Origin of the sequence: Vibrio penaeicida, from assembly GCF_030689305.1 — a bacterium.
GTDB lineage: Bacteria > Pseudomonadota > Gammaproteobacteria > Enterobacterales > Vibrionaceae > Vibrio > Vibrio penaeicida_B.
In genome coordinates, this window is the sequence record NZ_JAUYVM010000004.1 from 228,396 (window position 1) to 243,796 (window position 15,401).

General features: G+C 42.5%; 14 protein-coding genes. 4 read left to right on the forward strand and 10 right to left on the reverse strand.

The window, feature by feature from the left end:
• Positions 1 to 23 precede the first annotated feature (23 nt).
• From phnE (Q8W40_RS09085) to Q8W40_RS09120, 8 genes are all read right to left on the reverse strand, one after another.
• On the reverse strand, positions 24 to 827 hold the full coding sequence (gene phnE, locus Q8W40_RS09085) for a phosphonate ABC transporter, permease protein PhnE (RefSeq protein ID WP_305396857.1): 804 nt from the start codon (positions 825 to 827) through the stop codon (positions 24 to 26).
• Positions 827 to 1,612 (reverse strand): phosphonate ABC transporter, permease protein PhnE, encoded by a 786-nt coding sequence (phnE, locus tag Q8W40_RS09090; protein WP_305396858.1) that lies wholly within the window; start codon positions 1,610 to 1,612, stop codon positions 827 to 829. The genes phnE (Q8W40_RS09085) and phnE (Q8W40_RS09090) overlap by 1 nt, the downstream gene beginning before the upstream one ends.
• Entirely contained in the window at positions 1,600 to 2,370 is a 771-nt protein-coding gene (gene phnC / locus Q8W40_RS09095; RefSeq protein WP_305396859.1) for a phosphonate ABC transporter ATP-binding protein, read from the reverse strand. The genes phnE (Q8W40_RS09090) and phnC overlap by 13 nt, the downstream gene beginning before the upstream one ends.
• Positions 2,371 to 2,479: 109 nt before the next feature.
• Positions 2,480 to 3,520 carry a phosphate/phosphite/phosphonate ABC transporter substrate-binding protein gene (gene phnD / locus Q8W40_RS09100; RefSeq protein ID WP_305396860.1) on the reverse strand — a complete coding sequence of 347 codons (1,041 nt, stop codon included), beginning with the start codon at positions 3,518 to 3,520 and terminating at the stop codon, positions 2,480 to 2,482.
• 230 nt (positions 3,521 to 3,750) lie between these two features.
• Positions 3,751 to 4,962 carry a glycerophosphodiester phosphodiesterase family protein gene (locus tag Q8W40_RS09105; RefSeq protein ID WP_305396861.1) on the reverse strand — a complete coding sequence of 404 codons (1,212 nt, stop codon included), beginning with the start codon at positions 4,960 to 4,962 and terminating at the stop codon, positions 3,751 to 3,753.
• 214 nt (positions 4,963 to 5,176) lie between these two features.
• On the reverse strand, positions 5,177 to 6,529 hold the full coding sequence (locus tag Q8W40_RS09110; protein WP_370693374.1) for a sigma-54-dependent transcriptional regulator: 1,353 nt from the start codon (positions 6,527 to 6,529) through the stop codon (positions 5,177 to 5,179).
• 12 nt (positions 6,530 to 6,541) lie between these two features.
• Positions 6,542 to 8,419: a sensor histidine kinase gene (locus Q8W40_RS09115; RefSeq protein WP_305396862.1), complete on the reverse strand. Its 1,878-nt coding sequence runs from the start codon at positions 8,417 to 8,419 to the stop codon at positions 6,542 to 6,544.
• Positions 8,420 to 8,536: 117 nt separating this feature from the next.
• The gene (locus tag Q8W40_RS09120; protein ID WP_305396863.1) at positions 8,537 to 9,448 is read right to left on the reverse strand and encodes an endonuclease/exonuclease/phosphatase family protein; all 912 of its coding nucleotides are present in this window, start codon (positions 9,446 to 9,448) and stop codon (positions 8,537 to 8,539) included.
• A gap of 271 nt (positions 9,449 to 9,719) precedes the next feature.
• On the opposite strand from Q8W40_RS09120, the gene nrdD reads away from it, so the two are divergent.
• The 4 genes from nrdD to Q8W40_RS09140 all read left to right on the forward strand — a co-directional run bounded on the left by nrdD (position 9,720) and on the right by Q8W40_RS09140 (position 14,191).
• Complete coding sequence (nrdD, locus tag Q8W40_RS09125; RefSeq protein ID WP_305396864.1) at positions 9,720 to 11,840, forward strand: anaerobic ribonucleoside-triphosphate reductase; 2,121 nt, start codon at positions 9,720 to 9,722, stop codon at positions 11,838 to 11,840.
• Positions 11,840 to 12,307, forward strand: a complete 468-nt coding sequence (nrdG, locus tag Q8W40_RS09130) for an anaerobic ribonucleoside-triphosphate reductase-activating protein (RefSeq protein WP_305396865.1) — start codon at positions 11,840 to 11,842, stop codon at positions 12,305 to 12,307. Before nrdD ends, nrdG begins: the two co-directional genes overlap by 1 nt.
• Before the next feature lie 120 nt (positions 12,308 to 12,427).
• Positions 12,428 to 13,615 (forward strand): amino acid aminotransferase, encoded by a 1,188-nt coding sequence (locus Q8W40_RS09135; RefSeq protein ID WP_305396866.1) that lies wholly within the window; start codon positions 12,428 to 12,430, stop codon positions 13,613 to 13,615.
• 9 nt (positions 13,616 to 13,624) lie between these two features.
• Complete coding sequence (locus tag Q8W40_RS09140; protein WP_101115042.1) at positions 13,625 to 14,191, forward strand: ATP-dependent zinc protease family protein; 567 nt, start codon at positions 13,625 to 13,627, stop codon at positions 14,189 to 14,191.
• A gap of 75 nt (positions 14,192 to 14,266) precedes the next feature.
• Here Q8W40_RS09140 and Q8W40_RS09145 read toward each other — a convergent pair whose 3' ends face one another.
• Both Q8W40_RS09145 and Q8W40_RS09150 read right to left on the reverse strand, forming a co-directional pair.
• Positions 14,267 to 14,800 (reverse strand): hypothetical protein, encoded by a 534-nt coding sequence (locus Q8W40_RS09145; protein WP_101115043.1) that lies wholly within the window; start codon positions 14,798 to 14,800, stop codon positions 14,267 to 14,269.
• Between the two features lie 109 nt (positions 14,801 to 14,909).
• A complete protein-coding gene (locus Q8W40_RS09150) occupies positions 14,910 to 15,278 on the reverse strand; it encodes a YgiW/YdeI family stress tolerance OB fold protein (RefSeq protein WP_305396867.1) in 369 nt (122 codons plus the stop codon).
• Positions 15,279 to 15,401: the final 123 nt, after the last annotated feature.

Consider the following 15,401-nt stretch of genomic DNA (forward strand, 5'->3'; position numbering starts at 1 on the left):
ATTTCCGTTTGATCTAATCCTAATCAGATAAGCTTCTTTCGAATTTGAATAACCAACGCTTCTGCTAATACAACGACAACAAAGATGCTCAACAGAATCACAGAAACTTTTTGCCATTCAAATAGATTCATGGCGTCACTTAGAAGTACACCAACACCACCAGCACCAACCAAACCCAGAACTGCCGATTCGCGTACATTAATATCCCAACGGAAAAGTACAATAGAATAGAACGCGGGCATAATTTGAGGCCAATACCCTTTTATCAAAATGCTTGCTGTTGAAGCACCTGTTGCTCTTAGCGCTTCAATTGTGCCCATGTTGACTTCGGTAATCGCCTCTGCAAGCAACTTACCAACGAATCCGATGCTTCGAATTGCAATCGCCATGATGCCAGCAATAACTCCGGGACCAAAGAACGCGATAAATAGCAGCGCCCAAACCAAAGAGTTGATGGAGCGGGATGATACTAGAAAGAACTGCGCAATCCAGTTGATGGTTTTGTACGGTGTAATGTTAGGGGCATTTAGCAACGCTAATGGCACGGCGAAAATTAGTGTAAACAATGTACCCAGTGTCGCGATATGTAATGTCTCGATAAGCGCTTCATGTACACTCTCTGGGTAAAAACCATATTCAAGTGGAACCATTCGCTTAAACATATCGGCGAACTGGGCCGGAGCGTCGTATAAAAACTCAGGAATGACTTCGACAGTTTGCCAAGACCAAACCAGTGCCATAACGAAACAAAAGTAAGCGGCATATCGCATCAGTTTTTCTGATGTGGTAAATCGTTCCCAGTGATGATCAATATTTGCAGTCGTCATCAGAAAATCCTCCGAACGATGTTAGATAAGAATTCACCAATTAAGATCAAGGTAATGATAGTAATTAGGATCGCTGCAACAAAGTCATAATCGAACCTTTGGAATGCAGAAAAAAGAGTTCCACCAAGACCACCAGCACCTACAATTCCGACCATAGTCGAGTTGCGCAGATTCGAGTCCAATTGATAGCTCGAAAATCCGATAAAGCGAGAAAACACTTGAGGCATAACTGCGAATAAAACAACGCTGATAAAACTTGCTCCTGTTGCTCGAATTGCTTCAACTTGTTTGAAAGAAATTTCCTCAATCGCTTCAGCAAAAAGCTTTGCAATGAATCCGATGGAAGCGACAACAAGTGTAAGAATCCCCGCTAACGCCCCAAAACCCACAGCCTTAACAAACAGTATTGCGATGATCACAGGGTGAAATGAACGACAAAGAGCAATGACCCCTCGCACAGGCGTATTGACAACTAGAGGCATCATATTTCGAGCTGCAAGTAACCCTAAAACCAACGATATAACAATGCCAAAAAAGCTCGAAATGATCGCTATTTGTAGGCTTTCGGCAAGACCATCAAGGAGCAAATTACTTCTAGAGAAATCTGGCGGAAACATACGAGAAAGGAGACGCTCACTCTCTCCAATACCGATTATAATCCTGTCCAAACTTAGCCCTAACGACGAGAAGCTGTAAACCAAATACGCAAAGACACCAACCCAAATAAGCTTGCTCGACCAGTGAGCTTTGAATGGGTTTTGTTGATTGGCGGTTAATCCAGCCATGATTCACCTCCGTAGATGACCTTGAGATCGTCTTCGGTAATACCACTAGGGTGCCCGTCATAATGAACTGAGCCTCCACACATTCCGATGATTCGCTTTGCAAAACGTTTAGCTAGGTTAACGTCATGAATGTTAACTAACACCGGGATCTGGTTCTTTTCTGCAAGCTGCTCCATCAGCTCCATGATCTCGACTGCGGTTTTAGGGTCGAGTGAAGAGGTGGGTTCGTCTGCTAGAAGAATGTAAGGATCCTGCATAACAGCGCGTGCAATTCCTACGCGTTGCCTCTGACCGCCAGACAAGCTATCGGCTCTTTGATTGGCGAAATCGGATAAGCCCACAAAATTGAGTAGCTCAAATGCTTTATTGATGTCTTCTTGTGAATAGTTACGACGCCATGCGTTCCAAGCGCTCATGTATCCCAGTCGACCAGTGAGCACATTCTCAATCACTGTTAACCGTTCAACCAGATTATATTCCTGAAACACCATACCTATGTGACGGCGTAACATGCGAAGTGGTGTACCTTGTAATTTCGTTAAATCTTCGCCATTAAAGATAATTTCACCAGATGTAGGGTCGTTTAGTCGGTTAATGCAACGGAGGAGCGTACTTTTACCCGTACCAGAAGGACCTATGATCGCAACAATACCTGGCTCCTGAATGTCGACATCTATGCCTTTGAGAATCGGTTTTCCTGGGACGTAAGAATGCTGTAGTTGATTGATGGCAATGCCACGAGGACGAGTACTTGTCATCGTTTATTCCTTGTATTCGAAAAAGCCTATGCCCTACCCAAGGGAGGGCATAGGAAAGTGATGAGTGTTTAAATTAGATTTATTGTCTAGGGTCAACAGACCCTTGGTGTTACTGGTTTTTGGCTTGTTTAGCGAGTTCCGCCGCTTTCTTCTTAGCACGTTTAGCGGCTTCTTTTTCTGCTAGCTTTTTAAGCCCTGTTTTGGTGTAAGCGGTACCAGTAGCGTGTGCGATGTTGCGGATTACCGCCCAATCTTCTTTGTAAGTTATAGGAGCAAAGCGATCAGCGCCTTTGAAAGTCGCGCTCATTTCCGGCGTAAAGCGATAGGATGAAAACGCTTCTTTGATTTTTTCGACTAATTCAGGGTTGAGATCATGAGAGTAGCCAAAAGCAGAAGTTGGGAATCTAGGACTGCGATAAATGATCTTAAGTGCACTTTCGTCAACTCGACCTGCTGCTACCATTCGGTCGTAAACATCTGATGCGACGGGTGCAGCATCGTAGTCACCATTAAATACGCCAAGAATAGATTGATCGTGTTTGCCAGAGTAAAGAACTTTGTAATCTTTGTCTGGAACTATCCCTTTATTTGGAAAGAGTGCTCTAGGCGCTAGGTTACCAGAGTTTGATGAAGCTGATGTGTGAGCAACACGTTTGCCTTTCAAATCGTCCATGGTATTGATGCCGCTATCTTTTCGAACGATCGTAACTAAGTTATAGCCTTGGAAACCGTTTTCGTTGCCTTTTACAGCAATAGGCACGTAACCCGCAAGGTTTACAGCATAGCCTGTTGGACCTGTTGAGAATCCAGCAACGTGCAGTCTTCCTGAACGCATGGCTTCAACTTGTGCTGAGTTTGAGTGTACTGTGTAGTAAATGACGCGCTTGCCAGTAATTTTAGTCAGGTGTGCTTGAAAATCGGCGAACGCATCTTTGTATATAGCGGGGTCTTCAACAGGAGTATATGTAAAGACCAATGTACTTGGGTCGCGCCAGTCGTCTTTGTTTTTTGGTGTGTCAGCAACAAGGTCATTGTTTTCATCACAATACCGGTCATCCAATACACCTCTATTTTCACACGTCTGCGCAAATGCTAATGAAGGCAAAAGCAGGGAGGTAGCAATAAGTAATCCTTTAGGTGCTAATTTCATCTTGAAACCTTTTTGTTGATTTAATGTAAAGGGTCGAGTTTGTTATTGCTAGGAATGTGCCATGTTAATTAAATCTATGAAAACAAAGAGATATGAAGCTGGGTGTGTTTTTGATTTACAAATGTGTCACATCTGTCCTTTGTTTTTTTATTGTTTGGGTCAAATGTGTCCAAACCGTTTTTATGAATAATTAAGAGCCGCTTTTGGCGGCTCTATCATTAACTTACCTACTATAGTTTCATGCAGTTAGCGTAATAAGTGACGGTTGAAGGCCAATCACTGAATACACCTAAAACACCTACTTTTTGTGCCAAAGCATCTAACATCACCATGGCATCACCATCATTATTGATGCTGTTTTTAACACTTTGATAATACCAACCACCACCGTTGTTTAGTGGCCCAGAGCGCTCTAACGTCCATGTGATGATATCAAGACCAGCTTCTTTCGCTAGTTTGGCATAATCTGAAGGCACAATGCTTCCTTCACTGTCCAAAGTAACCAAGGCGTACATAGGAGGTGCAATAATGTTAACGCCTGATTCAGCTAAAGATTTCATATTATCTAGTGTGGGTTTAAAGTTCTCGTCGTTGTAGACTCGATCGTCTAAGTAAACAGCTTGCTGACCAAACTTAGGCTCGTTTGTTAGCCAGTATTTTACATCGTTCAAGTTAAACGATTGTACGTAGGCATCCTTCGCTTTAATCCCGCCAGCTTTTAGTTCATCAATCAGTTTTTGTGCATAATCTTCTTGCGAAAAACCGTTGTAAGGCATACCAACAGCAGGGGACTTAAGCTCTGGAGTAACTTTTACACCATGTTCTTTAAACAAAGCGACGCTTTCTGCATGAGTCATTAACGTTCCCGACGTAGAGTAGAGATCGGTTCGCCAGCCTGGTGTTCCATTCATGTATTCTTCAGGTGTTTGAGCCATTGGGTTAGCTCCATCCATTTTTCCTTTAAGCGTTTTAAATTCCGCCAAAGTAAAGTCAGACGTGCGACATTCAGCTTGCGCTTTTTCTCCCGTTTCCAAATTGGCGGGCTTGAAAGGAACAGTACATTTTTTTGCAAGCTCAGGAATGGCGAGTACATTGGTTGTTGTATGCAGATCGCTTTGCGAATGACGACACACTAGTTCTTTGTCTTTCGTGAAAGTAACGTCACACTCGAGTACCCCAGCGCCTGTGCGAATTGCCGCTAAGTAAGATTCTTTGGTGTGTTCAGGAAACTGCATTGCTGCACCGCGGTGACCGATGGAAAAATCGCTTCGATGAAAAGGACCGGCTTCACAAGCTTGAAGCTTAGTTTTTAGTGCGCTTTCGTCCATATTGTCGACAAGATACATAGGGCGGGGACCCAAATCTGCCGAGACTTTGGCGAAGGCAACCCCTGACGTCAGCCCTAGGCAAATGAGCGTAGTACCCACAAGTGTTTGTTTCATGTTATTTCTCCATTTTATAGAATGCACTTTAATGTGCAAAAGGAGAATTGCAGGCTACATGCCAATTATTATATTCAACAAAAACAAATGGATAAGATTGGAGGTTTTGATTATGAGTCATTTTTGTCCTTCAAATGAAAGCCCTTAGCAACGCCAAGACGAAGGGAAGCCTTGACGTTTGATAAGTAACCCCAGCTCTGGTTAAGCAAGAAGTTTATGAGCGTTTTAGTACTTTAAAACTGTCTTTGTCTAACTGATGTTTTTTCATTTTCCGGTACAAGGTTTTTCGTGGAAGGTTTAGTGTTTCTGATACCTGATTAATGTTTCCGCTGCTTTCAGAAAGCGCTGTTACCAGTAAATTCTTTTCATACTGATCAATTTGTTCTTCAAATCCCAGGGTTTTAGCCGTTTTATCTACTTCAATTGGCGCTTCGAGATCAAATCCATCTCCGACGATACCGAGTACGAACCGCTCAGCCACGTTTTTTAGCTCGCGAACATTGCCGACCCAAGTGTGTTTGTGTAATTGCTGAATATGCTCTTGATAAAGAGAGGGGGCACGAGTGCTGTATTTTTCACAAGATTGAAGGACAAAAAAACGAAACAGACTTTGCAGATCTTCTTTGCGATCACGAAGCGGTGGTAAATGAATGCTCGCAATATTTAACCGATAAAAGAGGTCGCTTCGGAATTGTCCCTGCTCACTTAACGCAGACAAGTCCGCTTTGCTCGCAGCAATAATCGTAATATTGACCTTAATGAGCTCGTTGCTGCCTACTCGTTCAATAACACGCTCTTGGATAAAACGAAGTAACTTTATTTGAATGGCAATTGGCATGGTTTCTATTTCATCAAGGAAAAGGGTGCCGCCATTGGCTTGCTCGATCTTTCCAATTCGTTTGCGATTCGCGCTTGTGAAAGCCCCGGCTTCATGCCCGAAAAGCTCACTTTCAATAATACTTTCACTCATTCCGCCACAGTTAATGGCGACGAACGGTTTCGATTTTCGTTTACTAAACTGGTGCAAGGCTCTGGCTATAACTTCTTTACCTGTTCCGGTTTCGCCGTTGATGATGGTGTCTACATTTGATTTAGCAAGAGCTAGGACTTGAGTGCGGATCTTTTCCATTTTACTGGAGTCACCAATGATGACGTCTTCTATACTGGTGCTGCTGGGCAAAGGGTGCTTTTCTAGCTGCATGAGCCGGGTCTGACACGCCATTGTTAACTTTTCGGTTAACAGTTCCGGTTCTAGCGGCTTCTCTAAGAAATCAAAGGCGCCGTTTTTCATGGCTTTTATGGCCATGGGAATATCACCATGTCCACTCATTAAGATGACAGGGACCCCAGGTGCTCGATTATTAATCGCACTAAGCAGGCACAACCCATCGATGGAAGGCATTTTAACGTCGCACAAAACAGCTAGGTTACTTTCTGGCTTAAGCTGTTTGAGCGCCTTTTCTGGTTCAGTAAACGTAGAAACATCGAACCCTTCAAGTTCGAGCATTTCTCCGACAGCGTCGACGACATCGTGTTCGTCGTCAATAAGTAAAATTGAATGTTTCATTGTAATAGTTATTTAGTTCGTTTTGAGTGTTAAGGTGAAGGTTGTACCTTCCTGAGCTTTGGATTCCGCTCTAATAGAGCCACCAAAGTCTTTGATAATGTTGTAAGCGATGGACAAGCCAAGCCCTAATCCTTTACCCGATTCTTTGTTGGTATAAAAGGGGTCAAATATGTGTTCGATTTCTTCTTGGTTTATCCCCGTACCGTTATCTGAAACGGTAATGCTTGTTTGATTTTGTGTCGTCGTTACGGCAATAGATATCGTCGGGTCTGAGACTTTTTCTACCGCGTCTAACGCATTCCCGATAATGTTAACCAATACTTGTTCTAAGCGAATGGTGTTAGCAGACACATACGTAAGGGAGTCGGGCTCAAAAGTGATAATGTCATTTGGATAGCGGCTTTCTAAAAGTTGAATGGCATCGTTGATGACCGGTTCCAAGTGTACCGATTCCATATGGCCATCACTTTTTCTTGCGAACGCTCTGAGATGCCGTGTTATCGCAGCGGTTTTGGATAGAAGCTTTTGTATTTTATCTAAGTTAGTTATCGCTTTTTCAGGGTTATCTTTGTCTAACCACAATTTCGCGCTTCTTACGTGGCTGTTCACGGCTGTGAGAGGTTGATTAATTTCATGTGTTATCCCAACGCTTAACTCTCCGAGTGCCGCTAACTTGCCGGCTTGTATTAACTCGTCCTGTGTGGAGCGAAGTTTCTTTTCTGCGGTAGCACGTTCGATGACTTCTTGCTCAAGCCGTTTGTTAGTTTGTTCAACTTCAATTGCTGTTTGTTGGAACACTTGCAAGTCTTTAGCCATTTCCGTTACTTCATCGCCACCAGAAATCGCGACAGGTGTGGCGAGATGTCCACTCGAAATGGCTTTCATATTAAGTTGAAGTTGCTGAATTCTTTGTAAGATATTTTTCTTTACATAAAACCAAGATATAGCCACGGCTGTTGCTATGCTGATTAGCGAAAGCAGTACGGCAAACCTTTGATTAGCCGACAATGATTGTCTTGCCGAATTAAGCGACCGATCGATGTCAGAATTAACGGTGGCAGTGTATCGCTCAATTTGCACAGCAAGCTGGTGTAGATGCGTGTTACTGTTCTCGAGTAAGAATTGAGCTTGGTAATGTCTATCGATTAATTCATCTTTTAGCGCAAAGAGCCTGCCACCTCGAGAAGTTAATTTATGAAGAACAACCAATTGCTCATTTAAGTTTGGGTGCTGAGAGGGAAGGGAACTTTTCTGCCATACTAACCACCATCTATTCCCTAACTCTTCTAATCGCAAGATGGTTTCATCCAACTCGTTAAAGCTGGCATCGTTATATAGTTTTTCAGCAAGGCCAGACTGGTAATAAATAAGTGACCGAAACTGTGCGTATTCGATTTTTTGCTTCTCGGAGTTCGATAACGAATCGAGAGACTCACCTGCTAATTCCAATAGTGGGAACAATCCATCAAGTAAAAAGTTCAGTTGAGAAGTTAGTTGATCCGATTGAGCTTCATTCTGATAAAGCAAACTCAAGCTGTTTCCGATTTGAGTGATGATGTTCTTAAAGTAGTTATGGTAGTCAGGGAACTGCGCCATGACATGGTTCATTTCAACAATCGCGCTGTTAATCTCTTCCATGGCATGGTTGCGTGACACGCTTGAATCAGCCGTACCTAGGAGTGGAGCTGTGGCAATGATCAGGCGAACCTTGTCATTTAATTTTGCGGCATAGTCCAACGCTTTGAGATCATTGTTGTTCAAATGCTCTAGTCGGGTATTGATATCTAAAAAGGTATAAGAAGACAATCCAGATACGATAAGCGTGGTTAAGGACAAAATAGCCATTGCCAGTGCCAGCCGCACGCCCATACCTTTCCATCGTATTTTCATATATCACTAACAAACTTAATAGAATACACCGTTATATAATGACCAATAACGATGCATTTATCCTAGTTAAGTTATAGTTTTGTTAAAAAAACTAAGCGCTGTGTCACTATGATGAAACTACAGCTTGGCTACAGATACCAGTGGGCAATGATCACTAAGCCGATGGTTAAGGACATCATGTTTGGTAAAGGTGATTTGTTTTGCTTGATTAAGCGGCAGATCAGGGCTTGAAACTATATGATCAATTAGATTTTGATACTGGTGTGTTTTTGTTGGATTAGAACGAGATCTCACGCGGCACTCTGCTTTGGTGTTTTTACTGGTCAGAGTAACTTGAGTATTTGTGTTTTTCGTTAATATACGCCACAACCAGTCATTAGGGTAGGCAAGATTATGGTTGAAATCGCCCATAATGGCATAAGATTGACCTTTCTTTTGTCTTTCTTTAATCCATCCATTAAGCGATTTACCTTGTTTGGCTAGGGCTCGGCAGGAATTGGTATTCTTTCTTGCAGCAAAGCAGCCCGATTTTAAATGTATAGACAACAAGTGAATAGGCTTCTTTTTCGGAATATCAACAACAATGTAAGTAGCAAACCGTAACTTGTTAAACTGAGATGGCATCAAATTAATATCATCTTGGTTTTGAACATTGATGCCTTTTGATACAGCAAACCCAGTGTATTGATTAATATCCTCAAACTGTAGATCTCGATGTTTACTTCTAGACCGTTCCGAGAAAAAGTATTGATAGCCAGCCCCAGTTACTTGCTCGAGCGCTTCTTTTGAATCCACTTCTTGAAATGACATTATGTGTGAAGACGGATTAGGTATATTACTAAACACCTTGTTCAGTGCTTTAAAGTCACTGGTTTCTCTTTGGCTAGGTTCAATTCGCTCACTCGGATTAGTGGTTAGCCACTCAAGGTTCCAAGTGGAAAACGTAAACTCTGTGCTTGCAGCAGGGAAATGAACAAGAAATGTTGATAAGAAGAAAAAACGTGTCAAAAGGAAAAGAAAGCGTTTCAAAATGAATCTCATTTGTTATTAATCTTTTTCAGGAATAATAACGGAATTTGAATAGATAAAGTATGACGTTTGGTTCAATTTTAACAAACAATCCAAATGTGCGATCGTCGCCACTAAGATCGATTTGATCTTGCACGCTCGCTTGTTTTTATTGATTTGGATCAAAACGCCTCCCCTGCGCATAACTTCTAATATTCCACCACATATAGTGCCTTTGAAAAATAAATACGCATATATAGTGTTTTAAACCAGCCAGCGCCGAGGAGTAAAAGTGAATACAGTTGTCATAAAAAGGGATGGGGCGAAAGCACCATTTGATAAGGGACGCATCATAACTGCTGTAGAAAGTGCATCGAATACATCTGATGAAGCGCTTTACCGATACGCCGAACAGGTTGCAAGCGCAGTCTACAATTCGCTAGAAAATCGCCTAGAAGTATGCATTCAGGAAATTCAAACTCTGGTTGAAAACGAGCTGATGCAAGGTCCTTATAAAGGTTTGGCTCGTTCTTACATTGAGTATCGTCACGACCGAGATATTGCACGTGAAAAACTCAGCGTTTTAAATAAAGAAATTGAAGGGCTTATTGAACAAAGTAATGCCGACTTGCTCAATGAGAATGCGAATAAAGACGGCAAAGTTATCCCTACACAGCGCGACCTACTGGCCGGAATAGTTGCAAAACATTATGCTAAAACTCACATTTTGCCACGCGACATTGTCCAAGCTCATGAAGCTGGAGATATCCATTACCATGATCTAGATTACGCGCCTTTCTTTCCAATGTTTAACTGCATGCTCATTGATTTAAAAGGCATGCTCACGCACGGATTTAAAATGGGGAACGCTGAAATCGACACACCAAAATCGATTTCAACCGCAACCGCGGTTACTGCTCAAATCATTGCTCAAGTTGCAAGCCACATCTACGGCGGAACCACGATAAACCGTATAGATGAGGTTTTAGAGCCTTACGTATTGGCTAGCTACAATAAGCATTTAGAAATAGCGAAAGAGTGGGATATTCATAATCCAGAGGCTTTTGCTAAAGCTCGCACAGAGAAAGAGTGCTACGATGCATTCCAGTCTTTAGAATATGAAGTAAACACTCTCCATACTGCAAACGGTCAGACTCCATTCGTAACATTTGGTTTTGGCTTGGGAACAAGTTGGGCATCTAAACTTATTCAACAATCTATTTTAAAAAATCGAATCTCTGGCTTGGGGAAAAATCGTAAAACAGCTGTTTTTCCGAAACTTGTCTTCGCTATCAAAGATGGTCTTAATCACAAGAAATCGGATCCGAACTACGATGTAAAATCACTGGCACTAGAGTGCGCATCCAAACGTATGTATCCAGATATCCTTAACTACGACAAAGTGGTTGAAGTGACGGGTTCTTTTAAAACACCAATGGGTTGCAGAAGCTTCTTAAATACCTACGAAGAGAATGGTGAGTTGATTCACGAAGGTAGGAATAACCTAGGTGTTGTAAGTCTTAACCTACCGAGAATTGCGATTCAAGCTAAAGGTAGTGAAAAGGCTTTCTATAAACTGTTAGATGAAAAACTCGCTTTAGCTCGTCGTGCCTTAGAAACACGCATATCTCGATTAGAGACGGTGAAAGCCAGAGTCGCCCCAATTTTATACATGGAAGGGGCATGCGGCGTGCGTTTGTCTCCAGATGAAAGCGTTGCTTCAATTTTCAAAAATGGCAGAGCCTCAATTTCACTTGGGTACATTGGTATACATGAAACCATGGTGGCTCTGTTTGGTGAATCTGATCATATGTACGATAGCGACACGCTTAGATCGAAAGGATTAAGCATTGTAGAGTACATGAAAACACGAGTTGAAACGTGGACAGAAGAAACCGGTTATGGTTTTAGCTTGTATGGAACACCGAGTGAAAACTTGTGCAGCCGATTCTGTCAAATTGATACTAAAGAATATGGTGTGATTGAAGGGGTAACCGACAAAGGGTATTACACCAATAGTTTCCACTTGGACGTGCAAAAGAAAGTGAACCCGTACGACAAAATCGATTTTGAAATGCCATATCCAGAAGTGTCTAGTGGTGGGTTCATATGTTATGGCGAGTTCCCTAGCATGCAACGTAACATTGAAGCGTTAGAAAACGTATGGGACTACAGCTATAGCCGAGTTCCATATTACGGCACCAATACACCGATCGATGAGTGCTACGATTGCAGTTATACCGGAGAATTTGAGTGTACGAGCAAGGGCTTTACATGCCCAAGTTGTGGAAACCATGATTCCACAAGGGTTTCAGTGACTCGCAGAGTGTGCGGTTACTTGGGCAGCCCTGACGCAAGACCGTTTAACTTCGGTAAGCAAGAAGAAGTGAAACGCAGAGTTAAACACCTTTAATGAATTACCATCAATATCATTCGGTTGATGTAGTAAACGGACCTGGTACACGCTGTACACTGTTTGTATCAGGTTGCGTTCACCAGTGTCGGGGATGTTACAACAAATCCACTTGGTCTTTGTGTTCTGGTCATCCATTTACATCGGAGCTCGAAGACCAAATTATCAAAGATCTGTCTGATACGCGTATACCTAAAAGAGGGCTCACACTATCTGGTGGTGACCCACTTCATCCTGAAAATGTATCAGATATTTTACGGATTGTTGTACGCGTAAAGTCTGAGTGCCCCGACAAGGACATATGGCTTTGGACGGGGTATCGAATGGATGAACTGACGACGGAGCAAAAGCGAGTGGTTGATCTTATCGATGTTTTAATTGATGGAAAGTTTGAGCAGGAGCAAGCTGATCCTAATTTAAGTTGGCGTGGAAGCGCCAATCAAATCATTCACTACATGAAAGTGTAAATTCGCAAAGACGAACAGGTTGAATCGTAGCGTTTAAACAATCACAATTTCCTTTCGATTTTTTGTTGTAACAATGTTAACTTGCTTGTCACTGTTGAATATCAAAGGGTTGTGAATTCCATGCTATCTCATCTACCGGAACCGAAACAGGATCCGATTCTTTCGCTCTCTGTTGCCTACCGAAATGATCCTAGAACCGAAAAAGTGGATCTGGGTATTGGTGTTTATCGAAATAGTAACGGTGACACACCAATCATGAAGGCTATCGCGTTAGCTCAAGAGCACGTTGCATCAACACAAAAAACGAAAGCCTATGTAGGGCTTGCTGGTTGTGAAGAATTCAACCAAAGCATGGTAGATTTATTGCTAAAAGGAACGGCGGCTTACGATCGCGTTTCGGCTATTCAAACTCCAGGCGCGAGTGGTGCACTTCGCATGTTGGGCGACTTACTGAAAGTTGCCCAACCGAACACCACTATATGGCTAAGTAATCCAAGCTATGTGAACCATCAACCTGTGATGGAAGCCGCTGGATTGAAAGTTAAGCATTACCGATACTTTAGCCCTTCAACAAAGCAAGTTGACGTTACAGCAATGCTTGAAGACTTATCTCTCGCTGGTCCAGAAGACGTTGTTTTACTTCACGGCTGCTGTCATAACCCAACGGGTGCAGATATTGATTTTAAAGCATGGGAAGCCATTACAGACATGGCAACCAAGCAGGGTTTCACCCCATTTGTTGATATCGCTTATCAAGGTTTTGGAGACGGACTAGAAGAGGATGCACTGGGTTTGCAGCATATGGCAAACCACGTTGAAGAAATGTTCATTACCACTTCCTGTTCAAAAAACTTCGGTTTATATCGTGAACGAACTGGCGCAGCGATAGTTGTCGGTAAAAATGCTAATGAAGCAGCTAACGCAAAAGGGAAGTTGTTGCAGCTAGCACGTGCGACTTACACCATGCCGCCAGATCACGGTGCCGCATTGGTAAAAACTGTACTAGGAAACAAAGAGCTAACTTCTGTTTGGCGAGAAGAACTTTCGCAAATGCAGCATAGGCTTGTTTCTCTAAGGGAAGGTTTATGTTCAGAGCTTAAAAATGCACATAACTCTGACCAATTTGACTTTATCCAGTCACACAAAGGTATGTTCACTGTGCTAGGCTTCTCATCTGAACAAATGCTTCAACTACGTGAAAACTATGGAATCTACGGTGTGGGTGACGGGCGTATAAACATCGCGGGCCTTACCGAAAAAGACATTCCTTATGTAGCCGAGGCAATAGTAACCGTATCTAACCAATAAGAGGTGGTAATGAAGTCGAGTAGACCTTTCATTTTCTTGGCAATAGCTGGTGTATTGACTGCGTGTATCAATATTCAAACAGGTGTGCATGCTGAGCCAAAGGCCAGTGGGAAATCGGAATCAACACACGAGGTGGACATGTTAAAAACACCCGACGGAAAATTGGTTCTCGGTGAGAAAGAGTGGGTTCATATTGCCGGTTTAGGAGAGAGCTATAAAGCTCGAGTCGATACTGGTGCAACGACTTCATCTATCAGCGCTGTTGATATAGAAACGTTTGACAAAGATGGGCAGGATTTCGTTCGATTTAGAATTGCTCATGAAGGAGAAAAAAGCCCGGTGCTAACTCTACCTGTGCAGCGTTGGGTTCGTATCAAACAATCTAGTCAAGATTCTTACCAAAGAAGAGCTGTGGTAGAAGGTGATATTCAAATTGGTGATTTGAAAACAAAGACAGAGTTTACTTTAGCTGATCGATCTCATCTTACTTTTCCAGTGCTTTTAGGAAGAAGCTTCTTCAGAGATGTCGCCGTTGTCGATGTCAGTAAAAAATATGTGCAGAAGAAAGTTAAGTAACGAGAGATTTTTGAATAACATTTAAAAAGCCTTCACTTTAATCATAAAGTGAGGGCTTTTTTTTGACTACCCGAGTTAGAACATGAATCTCGCGCCCATGATAAGCTGAGAGCCATAAACACCGTTGTCAGCGATGTTTGCACCGATTGAAAGTTGATCAGTTGAGTGGAAACGGCCGCCAAAGCTATAAGTAAGCTCTGTGGTGTCACTGTAAACCAACTGACCCACTTTTACATTGGCTTCAATGTTGTCTAGCACCCATATACGAGCACCAATATTCAATTCTGGTACAAACTGGTTACCAACAAATTTGTCGTCACTCGTTTTAATATTATGGAGCAGCATCTGACCGAAGATGTCCGCAAACCCTGTTGCTGGGCCGTTAAAGCCGACACCGACCGCGATGTCGTAATCACCTTCGAATCGGCTGTCTAAACGGCCAATAAAATGGGTGTTTTCGGTAAACGTCAAATTACCCTCTGCGCCGTAAGAAGTGGGGCTAGCACCGACTCTAAACTCAACAGAAGAGTAGTTGAAATTGTTAGCAAGAGTTGTCATCGGGCTTAGAGCCATGAAAAGTAGTGCTAAGTGGCGTTTACGTCCAAACATATGTATTCCATCCATTTTACGCTTTGGCTTAGTGCCAAAAATACGGGTATACAAAAAGGTCTGCAAAAAGCAGACCAATATTTAAATTTAACGATATTTCAATGAGATCTTAAAGGATCTGTAAGTGTTCCACTTCGATTTCTGGGGTTGAACCGCCTTCGTACTCGCCATAAAGACGGATTTTTGACTCGGCATTAAGTGGTTGTGTCAATACTATGTCGTCTAGCTCTACTTGGATCTGCGCATCTCCATCAGTAAATATAAAGGTATCTTTGCTGATCTGTTTAATTAGGTGTCCTTCGGTGACGACGTCTTTCTCGGCTGTCCAGCTGGTATCTTTCAGCATTTCTGCAACAGAGGTTAGGTCTACTGGGCCACTATACGTAACGTACTTTTCCTCTTGCTCTCTATCTCCAGCAAACGCAAGAGTAGGTAATGTGATTAGTGCAGCTGCAATGGATAAAGTGATGGCTTTCATGTTTTGTAATCCTTATGACTTGAGTTCGAATACAGTTAAACAGGAACAGTCTTAACAATGTCTGATGGGGAAGTTCATTTTGAATTCATTTGGTTTAGGGTGCTATGTAGCTTGAGGTTAATT